The sequence below is a fragment of the Streptomyces sp. PKU-EA00015 genome, from assembly GCF_013387495.1.
Taxonomy (GTDB): Bacteria; Actinomycetota; Actinomycetes; order Streptomycetales; family Streptomycetaceae; genus Streptomyces.
The window spans coordinates 67522-90713 of record NZ_JABZEE010000002.1 but is presented as its reverse complement, the minus strand read 5'-3'; the positions used below and the strand labels follow the sequence as shown (position 1 = coordinate 90713).

The window sequence follows — 23192 nt, the reverse complement described above, 5'->3', positions numbered from 1 at the left end:
ATGCCCTCCCGGCCTTTCTGCACGCTCGCCGTCGCTTCGGTCCGGTGCCCACCTGATGGGTCCTTCACAAGGGTGGGCGCCTGAACCCTAGACGCTCTGTCGGCGTGGCGGAACCGGCGGGGTCCCGCGCCGCCTGGGACGTCACAGTCTCGGGAGATTTGCGCGACTCATGCCGCCCCGTGGGGCTCGTGCCGTCACGTGAGTCTCGTGCCGTCCCGCGCGGCTCGTACCGTCGTGTCCGATCGGACCCGCGTCAGACCCGGGGCAGAGATTCGGCCGCGAGGCCGCCTTCGATCGCGAGGATGCGGTGCAGCCGGGTCGCGACGAGGAGTCTCTGCATCTGCGGCGGGACACCGCGCAGCACCAGGCGGCGGCCGCACCGGCCGGCCCGCCTGTGCGCGCCCATGATGACCCCGAGCCCGGTGGCGTCCCAGGAGTCGAGATGGGTCAGGTCGAGCACCAGGTCGCCGACTCCGTCGTCGACGGCCGAGTGCAGGACCGTACGGGCGTCCGCCGCGCTGCGGACGTCGAGGCGGCCCCCGACGACCAGCTCGGCGTGGTCGCCCCTGATGTGCATATGCGCTCCCCGAGAACTCTTCGCTACCCCGAAACCGATACTTCTTCGTCTAGCAACAACTGACTGCCCGGCACCTGGAGGGGTTGCTGTTTGTAAGCGAACCGATACCGAATTCACCCCGGCGGGCGATACCGAATCGGTCGATATGGTCAGTACTTGTAGAAGCCCTGCCCGCTCTTGCGGCCGATGTCACCGGCGTCCACCATCCGGCGCATCAGCTCCGGCGGTGCGAACTTCTCGTCCTGCGACTCGGTGTAGATGTTGCTGGTGGCGTGCAGCAGGATGTCGACGCCCGTCAGGTCGGCGGTGGCCAGCGGCCCCATGGCGTGACCGAAGCCGAGCTTGCAGGCGATGTCGATGTCCTCGGCGCTGGCGACGCCCGACTCGTACAGCTTCGCGGCCTCGACCACGAGCGCCGAGATGAGGCGGGTGGTGACGAAACCGGCGACGTCGCGGTTGACGACGATGCAGGTCTTGCCGACCGACTCGGCGAACTCCCGGGCGGTGGCGAGCGTTTCGTCGCTGGTCTTGTAGCCGCGGACCAGCTCGCACAGCTGCATCATGGGCACCGGCGAGAAGAAGTGGGTGCCGACGACGCGCTCCGGACGCTCCGTCACAGCCGCGATCTTGGTGATCGGGATGGCGGAGGTGTTGGAGGCGAGGACGGCGTCGTCCCGTACGAGCTTGTCCAGCGTACGGAAGATCTCGTGCTTGACCTCGAGCTTCTCGAAGACGGCCTCGACGACGATGTCCGCGTCGGCGACGGCGTCCAGGTCGGTCGTGGTGGTGATGCGGGCCAACGCGGCCTCGGCGTCGGCGGCTTCGAGCTTGCCCTTGGAGACGAACTTGTCGTACGACGCCTTGATGCCGTCCCGGCCGCGGGTCAGGGCCTCGTCGGTGACATCGCGGAGGACGACGTCCCAGCCCGCCTGGGCCGAGACCTGCGCGATTCCGGACCCCATGAGTCCGGCCCCGATGACGGCGAGCTTCCTGGCCACTGCGGCACCCCTTAACAGCTGTTTACATGTTCGCTCTCTGGCGGAGGTTAGCGCCCGTGAGGTGCCCTGTGACCATGAAGAGATGCGCGTCACGTCCCACATGGCGGACATCACACCGCCGGACGGCGTGTCACCCCGGACGGGCGCCCGTTCGTCCCCCTGCGCCGTGACGGCGGGCACACGTGTGTCCCGCGGGGCTCGCACGTAACTACGCTGGCCGTATGGTCAATCTGACGCGTATCTACACCCGTACCGGCGACCAGGGCACCACCGCTCTGGGCGACATGAGCCGCACCGCCAAGACCGATCTGCGCATCGCCGCGTACGCCGACGCCAACGAGGCCAATGCCGTCATCGGCACGGCCATCGCCCTCGGGCAGCTCGGCGAGGACGTCGTGAAAGTCCTCGTCCGCGTGCAGAACGACCTGTTCGACGTGGGCGCGGACCTGTCGACCCCGGTGGTCGAGAACCCGAAGTACCCGCCGCTGCGAGTCGAGCAGTCGTACATCGACAAGCTGGAGGCGGACTGCGACCGCTTCCTGGAGGAGCTGGAGAAACTGCGCAGCTTCATCCTGCCCGGCGGCACGCCGGGGGCGGCGCTGATGCACCAGGCGTGCACGGTCGTGCGGCGGGCGGAGCGCTCGACGTGGGCGGCGCTGGAGGTGCACGGCGAGACGATGAACGCGCTGACGGCGACGTACCTGAACCGCCTGTCCGACCTCCTGTTCATCCTCGCGAGGACGGCGAACAAGGAGGTGGGCGACGTGCTGTGGGTCCCGGGCGGAGACCGCTGACCCCGGACACCGCGGCCGGGGGTCCCGGGGTTGCCCCCGGAAAGACACAGCATCCTCGCGAGGACGGCGAACAAGGAGGTGGGCGACGTGCTGTGGGTCCCGGGCGGAGACCGCTGACCCCGGACACCGCGGCCGGGGGTCCCGGGGTTGCCCCCGGAAAGACACAGCATCCTCGCGAGGACGGCGAACAAGGAGGTGGGCGACGTGCTGTGGGTCCCGGGCGGAGACCGCTGACCCCGGACACCGCGGCCGGGGGTCCCGGGGTTGCCCCCGGAAAGACACAGCATCCTCGCGAGGACGGCGAACAAGGAGGTGGGCGACGTGCTGTGGGTCCCGGGCGGAGACCGCTGACCCCGGACACCGCGGCCGGGGGTCCCGGGCGGAGACCGCTAGTCGCGTCCGGCGGGGACCGGTTCGCGCTCCGGCTCGGTCTTGGGGGCCTTCTTCGGCCACAGCGCGTACGACAGCGCGATCAGGCCGTGGATCGCGGCCGCCTGCCATGCGACGGTCATCCAGCTCTCCAGGGAAACCGTCCGGCTCGCGTCGCCCACGTACCAGATCGCGATCTGCAGCAGCACGGTGGTGACGCCGGCGGCGATCAGGGTGCCCAGCCAGACGCGTCCCTCGTGCTTGGCCCGGGCCATGCCGTGGCGCGGCGGCTTCGCGGGCGGCGGCGCGCCGCCGAAGCGGTGCGCGGCGTGTCCGTCGAGCCACTTGACCGTGCGGTGGCCGTGGCCGACCGTGTAGCCGATGTAGAGCGCGGCCAGGCCGTGCTTCCAGCTCGGTTCGGCGCCGCTCTCGAGGTCGACGGCCGTGGCGACGAGCAGCACGACCTCCAGCAGCGGTTCGCACAGCAGCAGCGCCGCCCCCGTGCGCGGCATCTTGAGCAGGTAGCGGGTGGCGAGTCCTGCGGCCAGCAGCACCCAGAAGCCGACCTCGCAGACCACGATCAGCGTGACGATCACGACGGCTCTCCTTTCGTACGGTTCCAGCGTGTCGGCACGGGACCGCGGTTTCGTCGTCATGAGTGACGAACGGCGACTGCATCGTTCGATGTAGTCGCGGCTCCGCCCGTACGGTGAGGCAGCGGGCGGCCCCCAGCGTGTTGGATGGGGACGTGCCCTTCCCCCGCCCGCACCGCGACGACGTCCTCATCGCGGCCGTGTGCCTGCTCGGCGGCCTGCTGCTGTGGTCGCTCGGGGTCCACACCAACGGCCCGTACGCCCCGCTGCCGTCGTGGGTGACGCTGGTTCCGCTGGTGGCGCTGGCCGGACTGGAGCTGCTGCGCCGGACCATGCCGCGCACGACCCTGATCGCCGGTACGGCCGCGGTCGTGGTGGACCCGTTCACCCCGGGCAGCATCGTGTCGCTCCTGATGTTCGCGGACATCGTGTACGCGGCCGTGGTGTACGGGCCCCCCGCCTCCGCCCGCCGCATCCCGGTCACCACCGGGATGATCACGCTCGCGGTGACGATCGGCTTCCTCGCCTGGCTCAGAGAGCCGAGCGCCCTGCTGATCGGCCTCGTCACGGGGCTCGTCTCGTTCGGCCCCGCCACCACCGGCGCGATCGTGCGCAACCACCGGGAGGCCGCGGAGGCGGCCCGCCTGCGCGCCGAGCAGACCGCACTGCTGGCCGAGATGGACCGGACACAGGCCGTCGTCGCCGAGCGCGCCCGGATGGCCCGGGAGCTGCACGACATGGTCGCCAACCATCTCTCGGCGATCGCCATCCACTCCACCGCCGCGCTCTCGCTGGACGACGCGGCGACGACCCGGCAGGCGCTGACGGTCATCCGTGAGAACAGCGTCGAGGGGCTGGCCGAGATGCGCCGGCTCATCGGGCTGCTGCGGGACAGCAGCGGTGACGCGGAACCGGCCGCCGCCCCCACTCTGGCCGGCCTCGACGCCCTGGTGGAGCAGGCCCGGACGAACGGGGCGTCGAGCGGCCTCACGTTCACGCTGCACGACGTACGGGAGCGGGGCGCGCGGCTGCCCGCGCCGGTGGAGCTGGCGGCCTACCGGATCGTGCAGGAGTCGCTGACCAACGCCATCAAGCACGCGGAGGAGGGCGAGGTCCTGGTGGAGGTGTCGAACGACGGGGGGTGCGCGCTGACCGTGACGGTGACGAGCCCGTTCGGCCGGCGGCCGGGACCGCGGGCGCCGGGATCCGGCGCCGGCCTCGTCGGGATGCAGGAGCGGGTGGCCCTGCTGGACGGGACGTTCGAGGCGGGGCCGGCGGCTTGGCCCGCTCCGGGGACCGGAAAGATCTGGCGGGTACGGGCGGAGCTGCCCGTACCGGACGACAAGGAGCCATCGGCATGACGTTCGCAGCGGGACCGTCGGACGCACCGGGCGGGCGGACGCCGGTGGGCGCAACGGGCGCACACGCGTCGGCGGACGCACACCCGCCGACGGGCGCACAGGCGCCGACGGAGGCATCCGGCGGGCAGGCGCCGCCCCGGGTCATTCGGGTGCTCGTCGCCGAGGACCAGAGCGCCGTGCGCGCCGGGCTGGTGCTGATCCTGGGCAGTGCCCCGGACATCGAGGTGGCGGGCGAGGCCGCGGACGGGGAGGAGGCGGTCCGGCTGGCCCGCGAGCTGCGGCCCGACCTCGTGCTGATGGACGTGCAGATGCCGAAGCTGGACGGTGTAGCGGCGACCCGGCAGGTGGTCGCCGAGGGCCTGGCCGACGTGCTCGTGCTGACGACGTTCGATCTCGACGAGTACGTCTTCGGTGCGCTGCGGGCCGGGGCCGCGGGATTCCTGCTGAAGAACACGGACGCCAGGGACCTGATCGGAGCGGTGCGCACGGTGGCACGCGGCGAGGGCCTGATCGCTCCCGCGGTGACGCGCCGCCTGATCGCGGAGTTCGCCGCGCCGCGCGCCGTCCGCCCCGCCCAGGCGCCCGACCTCTCGGCCATCGAGGCGCTGACGCGTCGCGAGCGCGAGGTGCTGTCGTGCCTGGGCGAGGGGCTGTCGAACGCCGAGATCGCCGGCCGTCTGTCGATGGCGGAGGCGACGGTGAAGACGCACGTCAGCAGGGTGCTCGGGAAGCTGGAGCTGCGCAGCCGGGTCCAAGCGGCGGTGCTGGCGCAGGAATTGGGCATCTGACGCGTCCCGCTCGACAGGGCGTCACCTATGGTCTGGACCTATTGACGATTGGTCCAGACCTTCCTACTCTCACGGCACATACGCCGTGTGAGCCACGCGGCGTGCCCAGTGCACGGACCACCCGACTTGTCCGTCCGCAACTCGAGGAGCTTCCTTGAGCACTCCCGTCACCGGGGCGCCCCGCCCCAGAAGCAGCTTCAGAGCCAGAACCACCGCGGGCCTGACCGCGCTTCTCCTCCCCCTCGCCGCCATGGTCGGCCTCGCCTCCCCCGCCAAGGCCGCTGCGTCGGCCACGGCCTCCTACACCAAGGTCTCCGACTGGGGATCCGGATTCGAGGGCAAGTGGACGGTGAAGAACACCGGCACCACCGCCCTCAGCTCCTGGACCGTCGAGTGGGACTTCCCCACCGGCACCGCCGTCACCTCCGCCTGGGACGCAGACGTCACGAACTCCGGCACCCACTGGAGCGCGAAGAACAAGAGCTGGAACGGGTCACTCGCACCCGGCGCCTCCGTGTCCTTCGGCTTCAACGGCACGGGCTCCGGCTCCCCCTCCGGCTGCAAGCTCAACGGCGCGTCCTGCGACGGCGGCTCCGTCCCCGGTGACGCGCCGCCCTCCGCCCCCGGCACCCCGGCCGCGAGCAACATCACGAACACCTCGGTCACGCTCAGCTGGAGCGCGGCGACCGACGACAAAGGCATCAAGAACTACGACGTGCTGCGCGACGGCGCCAAGGTCGCCACGGTCACCGGCACCACGTGGACCAACACCGGGCTGACCGCCGGCACGGACTACTCGTACACCGTCCAGGCCCGTGACACCGCCGACCAGACCGGCCCCGTCAGCGGCGCCCGCGCGGTGCGCACCACCGGCGGCGGCACCGACCCGGGTCCCGGCCCCGGCGGCAAGGTCAAGCTGGGCTACTTCACCGAATGGGGCGTCTACGGGCGCAACTACCACGTGAAGAACCTGGTCACCTCGGGGTCGGCGTCGAAGATCACGCACATCAACTACGCCTTCGGCAACGTGACCGGCGGCAAGTGCGCCATCGGTGACGCCTACGCCGACTACGACAAGGCCTACACCGCCGACCAGAGCGTCGACGGCGTCGCCGACACGTGGGACCAGCCGCTGCGCGGCAACTTCAACCAGCTGCGCAAGCTGAAGGCGAAGTACCCGCACATCAAGGTGCTGTGGTCGTTCGGCGGCTGGACCTGGTCCGGCGGCTTCGGCCAGGCCGCGGCGAACCCGGCCGCCTTCGCCCAGTCCTGCTACGACCTGGTCGAGGACCCGCGCTGGGCCGACGTCTTCGACGGCATCGACCTGGACTGGGAGTACCCGAACGCCTGCGGTCTGTCGTGCGACACCAGCGGCCCCGCGGCCTTCAGGAACATGATGCAGGCCATGCGCGCGAAGTTCGGCACGAACAACCTGGTCACCGCGGCCGTCACGGCCGACGCCTCCTCAGGCGGCAAGATCGACGCGGCCGACTACGGCGGCGCCGCGCAGTACGTCGACTGGTACAACGTGATGACGTACGACTTCTTCGGCGCCTGGGCCGCCCAGGGCCCGACCGCCCCGCACTCCCCCCTCACCTCGTACGCGGGCATCCCGCAGGCGGGCTTCAACTCCGCCGAGGCGATCGCCAAGTTCAAGGCCAAGGGCGTCCCCTCGTCGAAGCTGCTGCTGGGCATCGGCTTCTACGGGCGGGGCTGGACGGGCGTGACGCAGTCGGCGCCCGGCGGTTCGGCCACCGGACCGGCGGCCGGCACGTACGAGCAGGGCATCGAGGACTACAAGGTCCTGAAGAACACCTGCCCGGCGACCGGCACGATCGCCGGGACGGCCTACGCACACTGCGGGAGCAACTGGTGGAGCTACGACACCCCGGCCACCGTCACGTCCAAGATGGGCTGGGCGAAGAACCAGGGGCTCGGCGGAGCCTTCTTCTGGGAGTTCAGCGGTGACACCGCGAACGGCGAGCTCGTGAGCGCGATCAACAGCGGCCTCGGGTAGCCCCGGGAGCCGGGCACAAGAGCGGGGGCGGTGCATGCGCACCGCCCCCGCTTCACGGCCTGGGAATTCAGGCAACAGGAATTCAGGCAACATAATTCACGCAACATTTACCCGTTGCCCGGGCGGAGCCGCCTCCAGCCAGGCGAGGAAGCCGGTGAGCGCGTCCTCGCTCATCGCCAGCTCCAGACGGGTGCCGCGGTGCAGGCAGCCGAGCACGATCGAGTCCGACAGCAGCGCGAGCTCCTCCTCGCTGTCCGGCGTACGCCGGGCGAGCACCTCGATCGCCGAGCGCTCCAGGGTGCGCCGGGGCCGGGGAGCGTACGAGAAGACCCTGAACCACTCGATGCGGTCACCGCTGTAGCGGGCGACGCCGTACACCCAGCCCTTGCTGGACGGGTCGCCCTTCTCGGGGACGTTCCACCGCAGACTGCAGTCGAACGTGCCGCCGGAGCGCTGGATCAGGCGCCTGCGCAGCCCGAAGACCAAGAGCGCGACCACTACCAGTAGGACGACCAGGCCGCTCACAAGAAGAGCGAGGAACATCTCCACCGACCTCCTCGCATCGTCCCGTAAAACCGAATACCACGTGCACCTGCATCGCCTCAGCCGCGGCACGGTCTGGAGTAGCTCCAGCCCGGGCCGCGGCTGAGGGACAAAACTGTGGGCGGGGGTGTCAGTGCACCGCCACCGCACGCAGCCGGACATCGGCACGACGCTCGGCGGCGGCGTCCGCGTCCGACTTGGCGCGCTCCAGCGCACGCTCGGCGCGCTGGACATCGATCTCGTCCGCCAGCTCGGCGATCTCCGCCAGCAGCGACAGCTTGTCGTCGGCGAAGGAGATGAATCCACCGTGAACGGCGGCGACGACGGTGCCGCCCTCGCTCGTGCGGATGGTCACCGGGCCCGACTCCAGCACACCGAGCAGCGGCTGGTGACCGGGCATGACGCCGATGTCGCCGGACGTGGTGCGCGCGACGACCAGGGTGGCCTCGCCGGACCAGACACTGCGGTCCGCGGCGACCAGCTCGACGTGCAGCTCAGCAGCCAAGGTTGGCTCCTCGGGTCACCACCCGGCGGTAATGCCGGGTGTTGGGTCATAAGTCTAGTAGGGCTCGGGAAGCCGAAGCCTCCCGGCCCGCCCCCGGCTCAGAGGCCGGGCTTCCGGGGTCTTACCCGGACCGTGCAGGCACGGCGTGGCGAAGGGGGCGGGACGGCGCCCGCCCCCTTCAGCGAGTCACGGGACTCAGGAGACGCCGAGCTCCTTGGCGTTCTTCTTGAGGTCCTCGAGACCACCGCACATGAAGAAGGCCTGCTCGGGGAAGTGGTCGTACTCACCGTCGCAGATCGCGTTGAACGCGGCGATCGACTCGTCCAGCGGCACGTCCGAACCGTCCACGCCGGTGAACTGCTTCGCCGCGTGGGTGTTCTGGGACAGGAACCGCTCGACACGACGGGCACGGTGGACAACGAGCTTGTCCTCCTCGCCCAGCTCGTCGATACCGAGGATCGCGATGATGTCCTGGAGGTCCTTGTACTTCTGCAGGATGCCCTTGACGCGCATGGCGGCGTCGTAGTGGTCCTGCGCGATGTAGCGCGGGTCCAGGATGCGGGACGTGGAGTCCAGCGGGTCCACCGCGGGGTAGATGCCCTTCTCGGAGATCGGACGGGAGAGAACCGTCGTCGCGTCGAGGTGGGCGAAGGTGGTCGCCGGCGCCGGGTCGGTCAGGTCGTCCGCGGGGACGTAGATCGCCTGCATCGAGGTGATCGAGTGACCGCGGGTCGAGGTGATGCGCTCCTGCAGCAGACCCATCTCGTCCGCCAGGTTCGGCTGGTAACCCACCGCGGACGGCATACGGCCGAGCAGGGTGGACACCTCGGAACCGGCCTGGGTGAACCGGAAGATGTTGTCGATGAAGAAGAGCACGTCCTGCTTCTGCACATCGCGGAAGTACTCCGCCATGGTCAGACCGGCCAGGGCGACGCGCAGACGGGTGCCCGGGGGCTCGTCCATCTGACCGAAGACCAGCGCGGTCTTGTCGAGGACGCCGGACTCCTCCATCTCCGCGATCAGGTCGTTGCCCTCACGCGTACGCTCACCGACACCCGCGAAGACGGAAACGCCCTCGTGGAGGTTGGCGACACGCATGATCATTTCCTGGATCAGAACGGTCTTGCCGACACCGGCACCACCGAACAGACCGATCTTTCCACCCTTGACGTACGGGGTGAGAAGGTCGACGACCTTCAGGCCGGTCTCGAACATCTCGGTCTTGGACTCGAGCTGGTCGAAGGCCGGGGCCTTGCGGTGGATCGGCCAGCGCTCACCGACGTTGGCGTTCTCCTCCGGGACGTTCAGCACCTCACCGAGGGTGTTGAACACCTTGCCCTTGGTGAAGTCGCCGACGGGGACGCTGATGCCCGCGCCCGTGTCGGTCACCGCGGCCTGGCGGACCAGACCGTCGGTGGGCTGCATCGAGATGGTGCGGACGATGCCCTCACCGAGGTGCTGGGCGACCTCGAGCGTCAGCGTCTTCTTGGCACCCTCGAGGGCCGGGTCGGCAACCTCGACGTGCAGCGCGTTGTAGATCTCCGGCATCGCGTCGACGGGGAACTCCACGTCGACGACCGGGCCGATGACCCGGGCGACGCGGCCCGTGGCGGCGGCCGTCTCAACAGTGGTCGTCATTACTTGTCACTCCCCGCGGTCGCGTCGGCCAGGGCGCTGGCGCCACCGACGATCTCGCTGATTTCCTGGGTGATTTCGGCCTGGCGGGCCGCGTTGGCAAGTCGGGAGAGCGAGTTGATCAGCTCACCCGCGTTGTCGGTCGCCGACTTCATCGCCCGGCGGCGGGCCGCGTGCTCGGAGGCTGCGGCCTGCAGCAGGGCGTTGTAGATACGGCTCTCGACGTAGCGCGGCAGGAGGGCGTCGAGGACGTCCTCCGCCGACGGCTCGAAGTCGAACAGCGGAAGGATCTCGCCCTTCCCCGTCGTCTCCTCCGCGGCCTCATCGAGGCTGAGCGGCAGCATCCGGCGGTCGACGGGCGTCTGCGTCAGCATCGACACGAATTCCGTGAAGACGATGTGCAGCTCGTCCACGCCGCCCTCGGCGGTGTCCAGCTGGACGGCCTCGATGAGCGGAGCCGCGACCTTCTTGGCGTCCGCGTAGGACGGGCTGTCCGTGAAGCCGGTCCACGAGTCCGTGACCTTGCGCTCACGGAAGCCGTAGTAGGCGACACCCTTGCGGCCGACGATGTACGTGTCGACCTCCTTGCCCTCGCCGCGGAGCCGCTCGACGAGCCGGTCCGCCGCCTTGATGGCGTTGGAGGAGTAGCCGCCGGCCAGACCGCGGTCGCTCGTGACGAGCAGAACCGCGGCACGGGCCGGGTTGTCCGCCTCCGTGGTCAGAGGGTGCTTGGTGTTCGATCCGGTCGCCACCGCCGTGACCGCGCGGGTGAGCTCGGTCGCGTACGGCGTGGAGGCCGCCACCTTGCGCTGCGCCTTGACGATGCGCGAGGCGGCGATCATCTCCATCGCCTTGGTGATCTTCTTCGTCGCGGTGACGGACCGGATGCGACGCTTGTAGACCCGGAGCTGCGCTCCCATGAGTCAGGTCCCTTCCGTCGTCACTTGGAGACGTTGACGGCCGCCGGAGCGTCCTCGCCGAGCAGCTTGCCGTCGAAGGTCTCGAACTGCTTCTTGAAGTCCGCGATGGAGTCCGCGATCTTCGTCAGGGTGTCGTCCGACATCTTCCCGCCCTCGCGGATCGACGACATCAGGCCGCCCTCCTCGCGGTGGAGGTAGTCGAGCAGCTCGCGCTCGAAGCGGCGGATGTCCTGCACCGGAACGTCGTCCATCCTGCCGGTGGTGCCGGCCCAGACGGAGACGACCTGGTCCTCGGTCGCCATCGGCTGGTACTGCGGCTGCTTCAGCAGCTCGACCATGCGCTTACCGCGCTCCAGCGAGGCCTTGGACGCGGCGTCCAGGTCGGAACCGAAGGCGGCGAACGCCTCGAGCTCACGGAACTGGGCGAGGTCCACGCGCAGACGGCCGGAGACCTGGCGCATCGCCTTGTGCTGGGCGGAGCCACCGACACGGGAGACCGAGATACCGACGTTCAGGGCCGGGCGCTGACCGGCGTTGAACAGGTCGGACTCCAGGAAGCACTGGCCGTCGGTGATGGAGATGACGTTGGTCGGGATGAACGCCGAGACGTCGTTGGCCTTGGTCTCGACGATCGGCAGACCGGTCATCGAACCGGCGCCCATGTCGTCGGAGAGCTTGGCGCAGCGCTCCAGCAGACGCGAGTGCAGGTAGAAGACGTCACCCGGGTAGGCCTCACGGCCCGGCGGGCGGCGCAGCAGCAGGGACACGGCGCGGTAGGCGTCGGCCTGCTTCGAGAGGTCGTCGAAGATGATGAGGACGTGCTTGCCCTCGTACATCCACTGCTGACCGATGGCCGAACCGGTGTAGGGGGCGAGGTACTTGAAGCCCGCCGGGTCGGACGCCGGGGCGGCGACGATCGTCGTGTACTCGAGCGCGCCGGCCTCTTCCAGGGCGCCGCGCACGGACGCGATGGTCGAGCCCTTCTGGCCGATGGCGACGTAGATGCAGCGGACCTGCTTCTTCGGGTCGCCGGTGCGCCAGTTGTCGCGCTGGTTGATGATCGTGTCGACGGCCAGGGCGGTCTTGCCCGTCTGGCGGTCGCCGATGATCAGCTGACGCTGGCCACGGCCGATCGGGGTCATCGCGTCGACGGCCTTGTAGCCCGTCTCCATCGGCTCGTGGACCGACTTGCGCTGCATGACCGTGGGGGCCTGCAGCTCGAGGGCACGGCGGCCCGAGGTCGCGATCTCACCGAGACCGTCGATCGGGGTGCCGAGCGGGTCGACCACACGGCCGAGGTAGCCCTCGCCGACGGCGACGGACAGCACCTCGCCGGTGCGGGTGACCGACTGGCCTTCCTCGATACCGCTGAACTCACCGAGGATGATCGCACCGATCTCGCGCTCCTCGAGGTTGAGGGCGAGACCGAGGGTGCCGTCCTCGAACTTCAGCAGCTCGTTCGCCATGGCCGAGGGAAGACCCTCGACCTTCGCGATACCGTCGCCGGCCAGGCTGACCGTGCCGACCTCCTCGCGCGAGGCCGCGTCCGGCTGGTACGACTGGACAAAGTTCTCCAGCGCGTCCCGGATCTCCTCCGGCCGGATCGTGAGCTCCGCCATCTGGGTTCCCTGCTCTCCTTGTTGGGCCCGAAGTTTCTTTGGGGGTCTGGGGGCCGACCCCCAGGAATCTTCTGCAATCTCTGCACGGCCCAACCGGGCCGCTGGTCTTGCCAATTCAGTTGTGCGGCTGAGCCGTGTCAGCCGGCGATCCGACGCTTGGCCTCGTCGAGCCGCTCCGAGATGGTGCCGTTGATGACCTCGTCACCGACGCGCACCGAGATCCCGCCGAGGACCTCGGGGTCCACCTCGAGATTCAGGTGCATCTCGCGGCCGTACATCCGCGCCAGACCCGCGCCGAGGCGCTGCTTCTGCGCGTCGGTCAGCGGCACCGCGGAGGTGACGACGGCGACCATCCGGTTCCGGCGCCCCGCGGCCAGCTTGGAGAGGGACTCGAGTCCCGCTTCCAGGCTACGTCCCCGCGGGTGCGTGACGAGACGCACGACCAGACGCTCGGTGACCTGCTCGGCCTTGCCGCCGAGCAGGCTGCTCAGCAGCTCGCTCTTGGCGGCGGCGGTGGCGGACCGGTCGGTCAGCGCGGACCGCAGCTCGGTGCTGGACGAAAGGATCCGGCCGAACCGGAACAGCTCGTCCTCGACGTTGTCGAGCGCACCGGCCTGCTGGGCCGCCGTGAGGTCTGCGGTGTTCGCCAGCTCCTCGAGCGCGTCGACCAGGTCGCGCGACTGCGACCAGCGGGCGCGGACCATGCCCTTGATCAGGTCGACGGTCTCGCCGCCCACCTGGCCGCCGAGCACACGGCCCGCCAGCTCGGCCTTGGCCTCGCCGGCCTGCGCCGGGTCGGTCAGGACCCGACGCAGCGACACCTCACGGTCGAGCAGCGCGGTGACGGCGGCCAGCTCGCCGGCGAGCATCGCCGCGTCGACCGACGTGTTGTCGGTCAGCGCGTCGAGGGACTCGTGCGCGGCGGCCAGCGCCTCGCGGCTGGCTCCGTTCATCGTGCGACCTCGGCCTTCGCCTCGAGCTCGTCGAGGAAGCGGTCGATGGTGCGGCTCTGCCGGGCGTGGTCCTCGAGGGACTCGCCGACGAGCTTGCCGGCCAGGTCGGTGGCGAGCTTGCCCACGTCCTGACGCAGCGCCGCGGCCGCGGCCTTGCGGTCGGCCTCGATCTGGGCGTGGCCGGCCGCGATGATCTCCTCACGCTGCCGCTGGCCTTCCGCCTTCATCTCAGCGATGATCGCGGTGCCCTGCTCGGTGGCTTCCTGGCGCAGCCGTGCGGCCTCGTGGCGGGCCTCGGCGAGCTGGGCCTTGTACTGCTCCAGGACGCTTTCGGCCTCGATCTTGGCCGCGTCCGCCTTCTCCATGCCGCCTTCGATGGCTTCGCGACGCTCTTCGAGAACACGGTTGATGTTCGGGAGGAGCTTCTTCGCGAAGAAGAAGAAGACGATGGCGAAGGCGATCGTGCCGACGAGCAGCTCGGGGCCCGGCGGAAGGAGCGGGTTCTGCTCCTCCGTGGCCGCCAGCTGAACGATGTTGGCGATCACATCAGTGCCTTTCGTCGAAAAGTGTCGTCAGTGAGAAGTGATTACTGACCGAACACGAACGGCATAACGATGCCGATCAGGGCGAGCGCCTCACAGAAGGCGAAGCCCAGGATCTGGTTGGCACGGATCAGGCCGGCAGCCTCGGGCTGACGGGCCAGGGCCTGGGTGCCGTTGCCGAAGACGATGCCGACGCCGATGCCGGGGCCGATCGCGGCGAGGCCGTAGCCGATGGAGCCGAGCGAACCGGTGACCTGGGCGAGGGTCTCAGTGGCAGCCATGCTGATTCTTCCTTTTCATGTACGGACCGGTGGGGGTTGACCACCGGACGTTTTCGGGGTCCGTGCTGAGGCTCAGTGGTGCTCGGCGAGAGCGCCCTGAATGTAGGTGCAGGCCAGGAGGACGAAGACGTACGCCTGGACGGCCTGCACGAAGAGCTCGAAGACGATCATGGCCATGGTCATCACGAACGAGACACCGGCGGCCGGGATCATGTAGCTGTTCAGCAGGTACCAGGAGGCGACGGTGAACATCACCAGCATCAGGTGACCGGCGAACATGTTGGCGAAGAGTCGCACCGCGTGCGTGAACGGGCGGACGAGCAGGTTCGAGAAGAACTCGATGAACGAGACCAGCCACTTGATCGGGCCGAGGGAGTTGTCGTAGCCGGTGATGTTCTTCCAGCCGCCGACGAAGCCGTGACGCTTGAAGGTCAGCGACACCCAGATCACGTACACCAGCAGGGCGAGCACGGCCGGGTAGGCGATGATCGACGACACCGGGAACTGCGCCAGCGGGACCACGGACCAGACGTTCATGATCCAGACGAAGAAGAAGATCGAGACCATGAGCGGGACGTACTTCTCGCCCTCGCGCTTGCCGAGGGTCTCGTAGACGATGCCGCGGCGGACGAAGTCGTAGCCGGCCTCGCCGATCATCTGCAGCTTGCCCGGCACGACCTTCGCCTTGCCGAACGCCATCGTGAAGAACGTGACGATCAGCAGCGTGGTGATCAGCGCGAGCAGCATCACCTTGTTGAACTCGAAGCCGCCTACGTGGAACATCGGCTTGAAGAGGAAGGAGTGCAGGCCCGGCGCCGGAAAGCCACAGCCGTTGTCGGCCAGGATGCGGCAGCTCCAGTCAAAGGCGAGCGTGGTCTGTTCAGCACTCACCGCGGGCTCCTTCGGCGTGACGCATGGGTTCGGCAACCTCGTTGTGTCGGAGCGGCGCGCAGCCGCGAGTCGGCACCGGACTGGTGTTTCGGATGTGGGGGCGGCTCTCAGGCATCAAAGCCTCGCGATCGAGCAGGCGTCAGCTCAGATGCCCGCGCCCGCAGTGCCGCAGTTGGCACCGGACGATAGCAGGGTCTCGAACGGGCATTTATCCCGGCCCTACCTGTCACGTCGAGGACCCCGTCTTCTCGCCCTGACGGGAATCAGACGGTTCGGGCTCAACGTAGAGGATCTTGGCCTTCATGTGGGCGCGGGCCTGAGCCGCCACCCACACGACCGTGGCCGCGACCAGTGTCACAGCGAAGGCCTTGGGGTTGAACAGCGTCGTGTCCTTGAAGACGGCGACGAAGACGAACAGCACGAGCAGCTGTGTCGTGTAGAGCATCAGGCCCATCGCCTGGAAAAGCTGGGGGAACTGCTTTGCGGTCCGCTGCAGGACGAGAACGCCGATCCCCATGAAGAGGATGACCACCAGCGCGGCCACGACCGCGCCCAGCGCACCCTTTCCACCGGCGACCACCCCACTGATCACGGCGGCGATCACGCCGGCGGCAGCGGTGGGTACGACGGTGGGAAGAAGTGAGCGTGCGTCGTTGGACGGCATGGCGGCAGCTCCGCTTGCTGGTGGGGGCAGTGGTGTCGTCATGGACGAGCGTAGGCCCGGTCCCGAGATGGGCCTCGGGGGCCAACGGACCGTCGCACTACGGTCCTTCGGCGCTGTCTCCGGGTCTCGTGAACGGTATCACAAACTATTTGATGAGGTCTTTACCCAGAGGTGTGCCAACTCTCACACATGAGAGTGACCCCGCGCGTGTGTGCACGACAAAACGCCGCATTGCCTGCTATACCGAACGCCCGCTCGGCACGTAGGCCGGCTTTCACCGGAACGAGGGGTGTCGCGAATGCCCGGATTCATGAGACAGCAGGCCGGATAACGACGCACCGGCCGCGTGGAAGCTCAGCGCGCGGAGCCCGCGTTGTCCCGTTCGCGGAAGCGTGAGCGGCCACCGATCGCCGTCGCCCCGTTCGCACCGCTCACACCCACGCCCACCGGGACCCTCGGCTCGTCCTCGTACGACGCGGACGGCGTGCCCGGCGACGGTGTGATCGCCGCCCTCGCCGGCCTGCGGCGGCGGTAGCGCGGCGGGACGAAGGACTCCGCCCACCGCGGCGCCCTCGGTGTGAAGCGCGGCAGGAGCAGCAGGACCAGGCCCACCGCGCTCAGCGCCACGATCACCAGCACGATCCACATCGACGCCGAATGCACCGAGTACGCGACCGTGCCGAACGCGATCAGCGCCGACCAGAAGTACATGATCAGCACCGCGCGGCTGTGGGAGTGGCCGATCTCCAGCAGGCGGTGGTGGAGGTGGCCGCGGTCCGCCGCGAACGGAGACTGGCCGCGCCACGTGCGGCGCACGATCGCCAGCAACAGGTCCGCGACCGGCAACGCCGTGATCGTCAGCGGCAGCAGCAGCGGGATGAAGACCGGGAGCATCGCGTGCGTCGCCGCACGCTCGCCGCCCACGAAGATCCCCAGCCGGTCCGGGTCGACCTGGCCCGTGATGGAGATGGCGCCGGCCGCCAGCACCAGACCGATCAGCATGGACCCCGAGTCGCCCATGAAGATCCGGGCCGGATGCATGTTGTGCGGCAGGAAGCCCAGGCACATGCCCATCAGGATCGCGGCGAACAGCGTCGCGGGGGCGGCGGACTCGATCCCGTAGCCGTACCAGAGACGGTAGGCGTACATGAAGAACGCGCCGGAGGTGATGCACACCATCCCCGCCGCGAGCCCGTCGAGGCCGTCCACGAAGTTGACGGCGTTGATGGTGAGGACCACCAGCGCGACCGTCAGGAGATTGCCCTGCCAGGCGGTCAGCGAGACGGTGCCGACGCCGGGCACCGGGATCCACAGGATGGTCAGGCCCTGCACGACCATCACCCCGGCGGCGATCATCTGCCCGCCGAGCTTGATCAGCGCGTCGATCTCGAACTTGTCGTCGAGGACACCGATCAGCCAGATCAGGGCCGCGCCCGACAGCAGGGCACGCGGTTCGTTCGACAGCTCGAAGACGTCGTTGAGGTTCGCCAGGTGGTCCGCGAAGAGCAGACCCGCGCACAGACCGCCGAACATGGCGATACCGCCGAGCCGCGGTGTCGGTTCCCGGTGCACGTCACGCGCACGGATCTCCGGCATCGCGCCGGCGGCGATGGCGAACTTCCGCACCGGTCCGGTCAGCAGATAAGTCACTGCGACCGTGACACAGAGCGTCAGCAGGTACTCGCGCACTGATTCCCCATGTGTTGGACGACGCGCCGCTCCACACCTTAAGACATGGGACGACTGAGGACGGCCGACAGTTACACGGCCTCCACAGCCTCCGCCCGCCTCAGCGCGGATACGGCGGGAAGCTCGCGGTCAGCTCCCGTACCCGGTCGAGTACCCGCCCGTCCTCGTGAACCGCCGCCCCGAACAGCGTCGCGATCCGCGCCATCTCCGGCCGGCCCATGCCCTGCGTGGTGATCGCGGCCGTCCCGAGCCGGATGCCGCGGCCGTCCCCGTACGGGAGGGCACATGTGTCGAGCACCATGCCGGCGGCGGCCAGCCGGCCCCGCGCGGTGCGGCCGTCGACGCCGAGACCGGCCGGGTCCGCGCCGACGATGTGCGTGTCCGTACCGCCCGTCAGGACCGCGAAGCCCTCGGCCGCGAGGCCCTCGGCGAGCGCCCTCGCGTTGGCGACCACCTGATGGGCGTACGCCCGGTACGCGGGCGTCGCCGCCTCGCCGAAGGCGACGGCCTTGGCGGCGATCGTGTGCATCTGCGCGCCGCCCTGCGTGAACGGGAACACCGCGCGGTCGATGCGGTCCGCCAGTTCGGCCCCGCACAGGATCATGCCGCCGCGCGGGCCGCGCAGGACCTTGTGCGTGGTGGCGCAGACCACGTCGGCGTACGGGACGGGGCTGGGCGCCGCGCCGCCCGCCACCAGCCCGATGGGGTGCGCCGCGTCGGCGATCAGATACGCGCCCACCTCGTCGGCGATCTCGCGGAAGGCCGCGTAGTCGGGGTGGCGCGGGTAGGAGATCGAGCCGCAGACGATCGCCTTCGGCCGGTGCTGGCGGGCCAGGTGGCGTACCTGGTCGTAGTCGATGAGGCCGGTCTCGGCGTCGACGCCGTAAGCGACGAAGTCGAACCAGCGCCCCGAGAAGTTCGCCCGCGAGCCGTGCGTGAGATGCCCGCCGTACGGCAGCCCCATCGCGAGGACGGTGTCGCCGGGCCTCAGCAGTGCCGCGTACGCCGCGAGGACCGCCGAGGACCCCGAGTGCGGCTGCACATTGGCGTGTTCGGCACCGAACAGGGTCATCGCCCGCTCGACGGCCAGCCGTTCGGCGGCGTCCACCAGCTCGCAGCCGCCGTGGTGACGGGCGCCCGGATAGCCCTCGGCGTACTTGTTCGCGAGGGGCGAGCCGAGGGCCGCGAGGACCGCGGGCGAGGTGAAGTTCTCCGCCGCGATGAGCTGCAGCGATGCGGCCTGCCGCTGTGCCTCGGCGAAGAGGATGTCGGCAGCCTGCGGGTCCTGGCGGCGCAGCGCCTCGAAGGACGGGCTGTCGTAGACGGCCGGTACGGAACGCACTTCAGGAGTGACGGACATGGCGGCTCCGGTCGTCGTCGAGGTGCTGGCGGCACCTCCAATGTAGGACCGGGGCGGGGTGCGCGCGCGGTGTACGGCCGGGCCGGTTCGGACGGCCGCCGAAGGCCGCCCGCTGCCGCGGGCACCGGACGTCAGCCCCGCGACTCCACACCCGTGAGCGCGGTGACCACGGGGTCCAGCGCCTGGTGGATCTCGTCGCCGATGGAACGGAAGAACGTGATCGGGGCACCGTACGGGTCGAACACCTCGTCCGCGTCCGGACTCGGCGCCAGCAGCCACCCGCGTAGAGCCGCGGCCGCGCGCACGAGCGCACGCGCGCGCTCGACCACGCCGTCCTCCCGCGGGTCGGGCAGCGTGGCCGGGTCGATGGCCCGCACGAGCCGGGTGAACTCCTTGAGCGTGAAGGTCCGCAGGCCCGCCGAGTGCCCCATCGAGATCACCTGGGCGCGGTGGTCGCGGGTCGCGGTGAGGACCAGGTCGGCGCGGATGACGTGCTCGTCGAGCAGTTCGCGGCCGACGAAGCCGGTGGCGTCGGCGCCGAAGTCCGCGAGGACGATCTCCGCGTTGGCCTCCATCGGGGCGCCCTCATGGCCCCAGGTGCCGGCGCTCTCCACGATGAGGCCGCCCGTGAGGGGATCGCCGAGGCGGTCGCTCAGGGCATGGCGGGTCAGCCGCTCGGTGATGGGCGAGCGGCAGACGTTGCCGGTGCTGACGTGGAGGATGCGGAAGGTCGACGCCGTTCTGCCGGATTCCGCTATGCCACGCCCCTCAGGGGCGGTCACTGGGCCCGCCCCCGGATGCTCGCTCGCCTCACGGGGCCACCTCGAGGTCGGGTACGACCTTGCGCAGCTCGTCCGCCGAAAGCGCGCCCTCGCGCAGCAGGACCGGGACCTTGCCGGTGACGTCGACGATGGAGGACGGCACGATGCCCGGGGTCGGGCCGCCGTCGAGGTAGACGGAGACGGAGTCGCCGAGCATCTCCTGCGCGGCGTCGCAGTCCTCGGGCGAGGGGTGTCCCGTGAGGTTGGCGCTGGAGACCGCCATCGGGCCCACCTCGGTGAGCAGTTCGATGGCGACCGGGTGCAGCGGCATACGGATCGCGACGGTCCCCCGGGTGTCGCCGAGGTCCCACTGCAGCGACGGCTGGTGCTTGGCGACGAGCGTCAGCGCGCCCGGCCAGAAGGCGTCGACGAGCTCCCACGCCTGCTCGGAGAAGTCCGTGACGAGCCCGTGCAGGGTGTTCGGGGAGCCGATGAGGACGGGCGTGGGCATGTTGCGGCCGCGCCCCTTGGCCGCCAGCAGGTCGGCCACGGCCTCGGAGGTGAAGGCGTCGGCCCCGATCCCGTACACGGTGTCGGTGGGCAGCACGACGAGCTCGCCGCGGCGGACCGCGGAGGCTGCTTCGCGCAGCCCGGTGGTCCGGTCCGTCGCGTCGTTGCAGTCGTATCGCCGAGCCATCAGCGGGCCTCCCTTTTCATGGTCACTCGGTTCTCCCCCAGCTTGCGGCGCGGGCACCCCCACGGGGCGCCGAAGACCCCGCCGACGGTCGACCGTGCTCGGTCGCTGACGCGGCGGCAGCCGCACGTGCGGCACAGCCCTCGCGCCCTGCGCGCTCCCCCGGCTGCCCCCGCTGGGTGGCGGGAGTGGGGGCAGTGCCCCCACTCCCTTCCGGCGGCGCCACGCCTCTTGAATTCACTCGCTCCAGGCGCCTTCGGAGCCTTCGGAGTCGACGCCGTCATGGCATCGCCTTGCGTGCGGTCGCGAACCGCGGCCGGTTGTTCAGGTCGGGGTGGTCGGCGGCGTCGGCCCAGCCGGATTCCTCGTTGAAGATCCACGGCACCTGGCCGCCCTGGGTGTCGGCGTGCTCGACGACGACGAGACCGCCCGGCCGCAGCAGCCGGTGCGCGGTGCGCTCGATGCCGCGGATGGTGTCGAGACCGTCCTCCCCGGAGAACAACGCCATCTGCGGGTCGTGGTCACGTGCTTCCGGGGCGACGTACTCCCACTCGGTGAGCGGGATGTACGGCGGGTTGGAGATCACCAGGTCGACCTGGCCGTTGAGCTCGGGCAGGGCGCTCAGGGCGTCGCCCTGGTGGACGGTGACCCTGGACCCCTCGGCGTTCTTGCGCGTCCACGTGAGGGCGTCCTCGGACAGCTCCACGGCGTGCACCCGCGAGCGCGGCACCTCCTGCGCCATGGCCAGGGCGATCGCGCCCGATCCCGTGCACAGGTCGACGATGAGCGGCTCGACGACGTCCATGGCCCGTACGGCCTCTATGGCCCAGCCGACCACGGACTCGGTCTCGGGCCGCGGCACGAAGACGCCGGGTCCGACCTGGAGCTCCAGGAAGCGGAAGAAGGCCCGTCCGGTGATGTGCTGCAGCGGCTCGCGCGCCTCACGGCGCGCGACGGCCTCCCAGTAACGGGCGTCGAAGTCCGCGTCCTTGACGTTGTGGAGCTCTCCGCGCTTCACACCGTGGACGTAAGCGGCCAGCTCCTCCGCGTCGAAGCGCGGCGACGGCACGCCGGCGTCGGCCAGCCGCTGGGTGGCCTGGGCCACCTCGGCAAGCAGCAGGTTCACGCGCCCACCCTTCCTGTGACGCTCGTGGGGACTGATCGCGGGCTACTGCGCGGCCGCGAGCTTCGCCGCGGAGTCCGCGTCGACGCACGCCTGGATCACGGCGTCGAGGTCCCCGTCGAGCACCTGGTCCAAGTTGTACGCCTTGAACCCGACGCGGTGGTCCGAGATCCGGTTTTCCGGGAAGTTGTACGTCCGGATCTTCTCGGACCGGTCGACGGTGCGGACCTGGCTGCGACGGGCGTCCGCCGCCTCCTTCTCCGCCTCCTCCTGCGCGGCCGCGAGCAGCCTGGAGCGCAGGATACGCATTGCCTGCTCCTTGTTCTGGAGCTGGCTCTTCTCGTTCTGGCAGGAAGCGACGATGCCGGTCGGCAGGTGCGTGATGCGCACGGCGGAGTCGGTCGTGTTGACGGACTGGCCACCGGGGCCGGACGAACGGTAGACGTCGATCCGCAGGTCGTTGGCGTGGATCTCGACGTCGATCTCCTCGGCCTCGGGCGTGACGAGCACACCGGCCGCGGAGGTGTGGATACGGCCCTGGGACTCGGTGGCCGGCACGCGCTGCACGCGGTGCACGCCGCCCTCGTACTTCAGCCGCGCCCACACGCCCTGGCCGGGCTCGGTCGCGCCCTGGCCGCCCTTGGTCTTCACGGCGACCTGGACGTCCTTGTAGCCGCCCAGCTCCGACTCGGTGGCGTCGATGATCTCGGTCTTCCACCCGACGCGCTCGGCGTAGCGCAGGTACATGCGCAGCAGGTCGCCGGCGAACAGGGCGGACTCGTCGCCGCCCGCGCCCGCCTTGACCTCGAGGATGACGTCCTTGTCGTCGCTGGGGTCGCGCGGGACGAGCAGCAGCCGCAGCTTCTCGGTGAGCTCCTCGCGCTGCTTGTCCAGCTCCTTCACCTCGGCGGCGAAGTCGGGGTCGTGCTGGGCGAACTCACGCGCCGTCTCGATGTCCTCACCGGCCTGCTTCCACGAGCGGTACGTGCCGACGATGGGCGTCAGCTCGGCGTAGCGCTTGTTGAGCCGACGCGCGTTCGCCTGGTCCGCGTGGACCGAAGGGTCGGCGAGCTTCTTCTCGAGGTCGGCGTGCTCGCCGACCAGTTCCTCGACCGCTTCGAACATCTCCGGGTTCCTGCTTCCGTACACGTGGGGTGGCTGCTGCTCAGAACGGACAAAGCGCCGGTCCCGGCCGCCCCCGAGAGGACGGCCGACGACCGGCGCAGTGGCTCGCTACTTCTTGGCGGAGCCGGCAGCCTTGCCGAAACGGGCCTCGAAGCGGGCCACACGGCCACCGGTGTCGAGGATCTTCTGCTTGCCCGTGTAGAACGGGTGGCACTCGGAGCAGACCTCGGCACGGATGTTGCCGCTCTGGATCGTGCTACGGGTGGTGAACGACGCACCGCAGGTGCAGCTGACCTGGGTCTCGACGTACTCGGGGTGGATGTCGCGCTTCAAGGTGTCTCCTAGATTCGGGAGGGCACCGGGTCGTACGCGCGGATTGCTCGTACGTGA

At 69.7% G+C, this 23192-nt stretch carries 24 protein-coding genes; 4 read left to right on the top strand and 20 right to left on the bottom strand.

All coding sequences use genetic code 11. The annotated features are described in order from the left end of the window. Nucleotides 1-253: 253 nt before the first annotated feature. On the bottom strand, nt 254-577 hold the full coding sequence (locus HW130_RS02090) for an STAS domain-containing protein (RefSeq protein ID WP_177147608.1): 324 nt from the start codon (nt 575-577) through the stop codon (nt 254-256). 149 nt (nt 578-726) lie between these two features. Then, the gene (locus HW130_RS02085) at nt 727-1575 is read right to left on the bottom strand and encodes a 3-hydroxyacyl-CoA dehydrogenase family protein (RefSeq protein WP_177147607.1); all 849 of its coding nucleotides are present in this window, start codon (nt 1573-1575) and stop codon (nt 727-729) included. A gap of 221 nt (nt 1576-1796) precedes the next feature. Here HW130_RS02085 and HW130_RS02080 point away from each other — a divergent pair, with 221 nt between their 5' ends. After that, a complete protein-coding gene (locus tag HW130_RS02080) occupies nt 1797-2369 on the top strand; it encodes a cob(I)yrinic acid a,c-diamide adenosyltransferase (RefSeq protein WP_177147606.1) in 573 nt (190 codons plus the stop codon). A gap of 389 nt (nt 2370-2758) precedes the next feature. On the opposite strand, the gene HW130_RS02075 is transcribed toward HW130_RS02080, so the two are convergent. Continuing rightward, on the bottom strand, nt 2759-3334 hold the full coding sequence (locus HW130_RS02075) for a hypothetical protein (protein ID WP_177147605.1): 576 nt from the start codon (nt 3332-3334) through the stop codon (nt 2759-2761). A gap of 152 nt (nt 3335-3486) precedes the next feature. On the opposite strand from HW130_RS02075, the gene HW130_RS02070 reads away from it, so the two are divergent. From HW130_RS02070 to HW130_RS02060, 3 genes are all read left to right on the top strand, one after another. Next, nucleotides 3487-4692: a histidine kinase gene (locus tag HW130_RS02070; protein ID WP_177147604.1), complete on the top strand. Its 1206-nt coding sequence runs from the start codon at nt 3487-3489 to the stop codon at nt 4690-4692. Nucleotides 4693-4835: 143 nt separating this feature from the next. Beyond that, entirely contained in the window at nt 4836-5480 is a 645-nt protein-coding gene (locus HW130_RS02065; RefSeq protein ID WP_309140306.1) for a response regulator transcription factor, read from the top strand. Nucleotides 5481-5730: 250 nt separating this feature from the next. Continuing rightward, nucleotides 5731-7497 (top strand): glycoside hydrolase family 18 chitinase, encoded by a 1767-nt coding sequence (locus HW130_RS02060; RefSeq protein ID WP_177147845.1) that lies wholly within the window; start codon nt 5731-5733, stop codon nt 7495-7497. A 96-nt stretch (nt 7498-7593) separates the two neighbouring features. Here HW130_RS02060 and HW130_RS02055 read toward each other — a convergent pair whose 3' ends face one another. The 17 genes from HW130_RS02055 to rpmE form a co-directional block, all read right to left on the bottom strand. Continuing rightward, a complete protein-coding gene (locus HW130_RS02055; RefSeq protein WP_177147602.1) occupies nt 7594-8040 on the bottom strand; it encodes a DUF2550 domain-containing protein in 447 nt (148 codons plus the stop codon). A gap of 130 nt (nt 8041-8170) precedes the next feature. After that, complete coding sequence (locus tag HW130_RS02050) at nt 8171-8545, bottom strand: F0F1 ATP synthase subunit epsilon (protein WP_177147601.1); 375 nt, start codon at nt 8543-8545, stop codon at nt 8171-8173. 195 nt (nt 8546-8740) lie between these two features. Then, nucleotides 8741-10183: a F0F1 ATP synthase subunit beta gene (gene atpD, locus HW130_RS02045; RefSeq protein ID WP_177147600.1), complete on the bottom strand. Its 1443-nt coding sequence runs from the start codon at nt 10181-10183 to the stop codon at nt 8741-8743. Beyond that, nucleotides 10183-11100 (bottom strand): F0F1 ATP synthase subunit gamma, encoded by a 918-nt coding sequence (locus tag HW130_RS02040; RefSeq protein ID WP_177147599.1) that lies wholly within the window; start codon nt 11098-11100, stop codon nt 10183-10185. The genes atpD and HW130_RS02040 overlap by 1 nt, the downstream gene beginning before the upstream one ends. Nucleotides 11101-11120: 20 nt before the next feature. After that, entirely contained in the window at nt 11121-12719 is a 1599-nt protein-coding gene (atpA, locus tag HW130_RS02035) for a F0F1 ATP synthase subunit alpha (RefSeq protein WP_177147598.1), read from the bottom strand. A gap of 137 nt (nt 12720-12856) precedes the next feature. Beyond that, a complete protein-coding gene (locus HW130_RS02030; RefSeq protein ID WP_177147597.1) occupies nt 12857-13672 on the bottom strand; it encodes a F0F1 ATP synthase subunit delta in 816 nt (271 codons plus the stop codon). After that, nucleotides 13669-14217, bottom strand: coding sequence for a F0F1 ATP synthase subunit B (locus HW130_RS02025; protein WP_177147596.1), 549 nt, complete (start codon nt 14215-14217; stop codon nt 13669-13671). The genes HW130_RS02030 and HW130_RS02025 overlap by 4 nt, the downstream gene beginning before the upstream one ends. A 41-nt stretch (nt 14218-14258) precedes the next feature. Continuing rightward, on the bottom strand, nt 14259-14495 hold the full coding sequence (atpE, locus tag HW130_RS02020) for an ATP synthase F0 subunit C (RefSeq protein ID WP_147988146.1): 237 nt from the start codon (nt 14493-14495) through the stop codon (nt 14259-14261). A 72-nt stretch (nt 14496-14567) separates the two neighbouring features. Beyond that, nucleotides 14568-15338 carry a F0F1 ATP synthase subunit A gene (gene atpB, locus HW130_RS02015; protein ID WP_177147844.1) on the bottom strand — a complete coding sequence of 257 codons (771 nt, stop codon included), beginning with the start codon at nt 15336-15338 and terminating at the stop codon, nt 14568-14570. 274 nt (nt 15339-15612) lie between these two features. Beyond that, nucleotides 15613-16050 (bottom strand): hypothetical protein, encoded by a 438-nt coding sequence (locus HW130_RS02010; RefSeq protein ID WP_177147595.1) that lies wholly within the window; start codon nt 16048-16050, stop codon nt 15613-15615. A gap of 354 nt (nt 16051-16404) precedes the next feature. Next, nucleotides 16405-17739, bottom strand: a complete 1335-nt coding sequence (locus tag HW130_RS02005; RefSeq protein ID WP_177147594.1) for an MraY family glycosyltransferase — start codon at nt 17737-17739, stop codon at nt 16405-16407. Nucleotides 17740-17839: 100 nt separating this feature from the next. After that, nucleotides 17840-19099, bottom strand: coding sequence for a serine hydroxymethyltransferase (glyA, locus tag HW130_RS02000; protein WP_177147593.1), 1260 nt, complete (start codon nt 19097-19099; stop codon nt 17840-17842). Between the two features lie 131 nt (nt 19100-19230). Beyond that, nucleotides 19231-19881, bottom strand: coding sequence for a protein-tyrosine-phosphatase (locus HW130_RS01995; protein ID WP_177147592.1), 651 nt, complete (start codon nt 19879-19881; stop codon nt 19231-19233). Nucleotides 19882-19909: 28 nt separating this feature from the next. Then, nucleotides 19910-20557 carry an L-threonylcarbamoyladenylate synthase gene (locus HW130_RS01990; protein WP_177147591.1) on the bottom strand — a complete coding sequence of 216 codons (648 nt, stop codon included), beginning with the start codon at nt 20555-20557 and terminating at the stop codon, nt 19910-19912. A gap of 277 nt (nt 20558-20834) precedes the next feature. Beyond that, on the bottom strand, nt 20835-21680 hold the full coding sequence (gene prmC / locus HW130_RS01985) for a peptide chain release factor N(5)-glutamine methyltransferase (protein ID WP_177147590.1): 846 nt from the start codon (nt 21678-21680) through the stop codon (nt 20835-20837). Between the two features lie 42 nt (nt 21681-21722). Further along, nucleotides 21723-22802: a peptide chain release factor 1 gene (gene prfA, locus HW130_RS01980; protein ID WP_177147589.1), complete on the bottom strand. Its 1080-nt coding sequence runs from the start codon at nt 22800-22802 to the stop codon at nt 21723-21725. A gap of 108 nt (nt 22803-22910) precedes the next feature. Further along, on the bottom strand, nt 22911-23135 hold the full coding sequence (rpmE, locus tag HW130_RS01975; protein ID WP_005311879.1) for a 50S ribosomal protein L31: 225 nt from the start codon (nt 23133-23135) through the stop codon (nt 22911-22913). Between the last annotated feature and the right edge of the window lie 57 nt (nt 23136-23192).

Bases quoted from the DNA above. Each gene is read 5' to 3' on its own strand.
- HW130_RS02090 (WP_177147608.1), bottom strand. From the start codon at position 577: ATGCACATCAGGGGCGACCACGCCGAGCTGGTCGTCGGGGGCCGCCTC.
- HW130_RS02080 (WP_177147606.1), top strand. From the start codon at position 1,797: ATGGTCAATCTGACGCGTATCTACACCCGTACCGGCGACCAGGGCACC.
- HW130_RS02060 (WP_177147845.1), top strand. From the start codon at position 5,731: ATGGTCGGCCTCGCCTCCCCCGCCAAGGCCGCTGCGTCGGCCACGGCC.
- HW130_RS02055 (WP_177147602.1), bottom strand. From the start codon at position 8,040: ATGTTCCTCGCTCTTCTTGTGAGCGGCCTGGTCGTCCTACTGGTAGTG.
- atpD (WP_177147600.1), bottom strand. From the start codon at position 10,183: ATGACGACCACTGTTGAGACGGCCGCCGCCACGGGCCGCGTCGCCCGG.
- HW130_RS02040 (WP_177147599.1), bottom strand. From the start codon at position 11,100: ATGGGAGCGCAGCTCCGGGTCTACAAGCGTCGCATCCGGTCCGTCACC.
- atpA (WP_177147598.1), bottom strand. From the start codon at position 12,719: ATGGCGGAGCTCACGATCCGGCCGGAGGAGATCCGGGACGCGCTGGAG.
- HW130_RS02030 (WP_177147597.1), bottom strand. From the start codon at position 13,672: ATGAACGGAGCCAGCCGCGAGGCGCTGGCCGCCGCGCACGAGTCCCTC.
- atpE (WP_147988146.1), bottom strand. From the start codon at position 14,495: ATGGCTGCCACTGAGACCCTCGCCCAGGTCACCGGTTCGCTCGGCTCC.
- HW130_RS02010 (WP_177147595.1), bottom strand. From the start codon at position 16,050: ATGCCGTCCAACGACGCACGCTCACTTCTTCCCACCGTCGTACCCACC.
- glyA (WP_177147593.1), bottom strand. From the start codon at position 19,099: ATGTCCGTCACTCCTGAAGTGCGTTCCGTACCGGCCGTCTACGACAGC.
- HW130_RS01990 (WP_177147591.1), bottom strand. From the start codon at position 20,557: ATGGCTCGGCGATACGACTGCAACGACGCGACGGACCGGACCACCGGG.
- prfA (WP_177147589.1), bottom strand. From the start codon at position 22,802: ATGTTCGAAGCGGTCGAGGAACTGGTCGGCGAGCACGCCGACCTCGAG.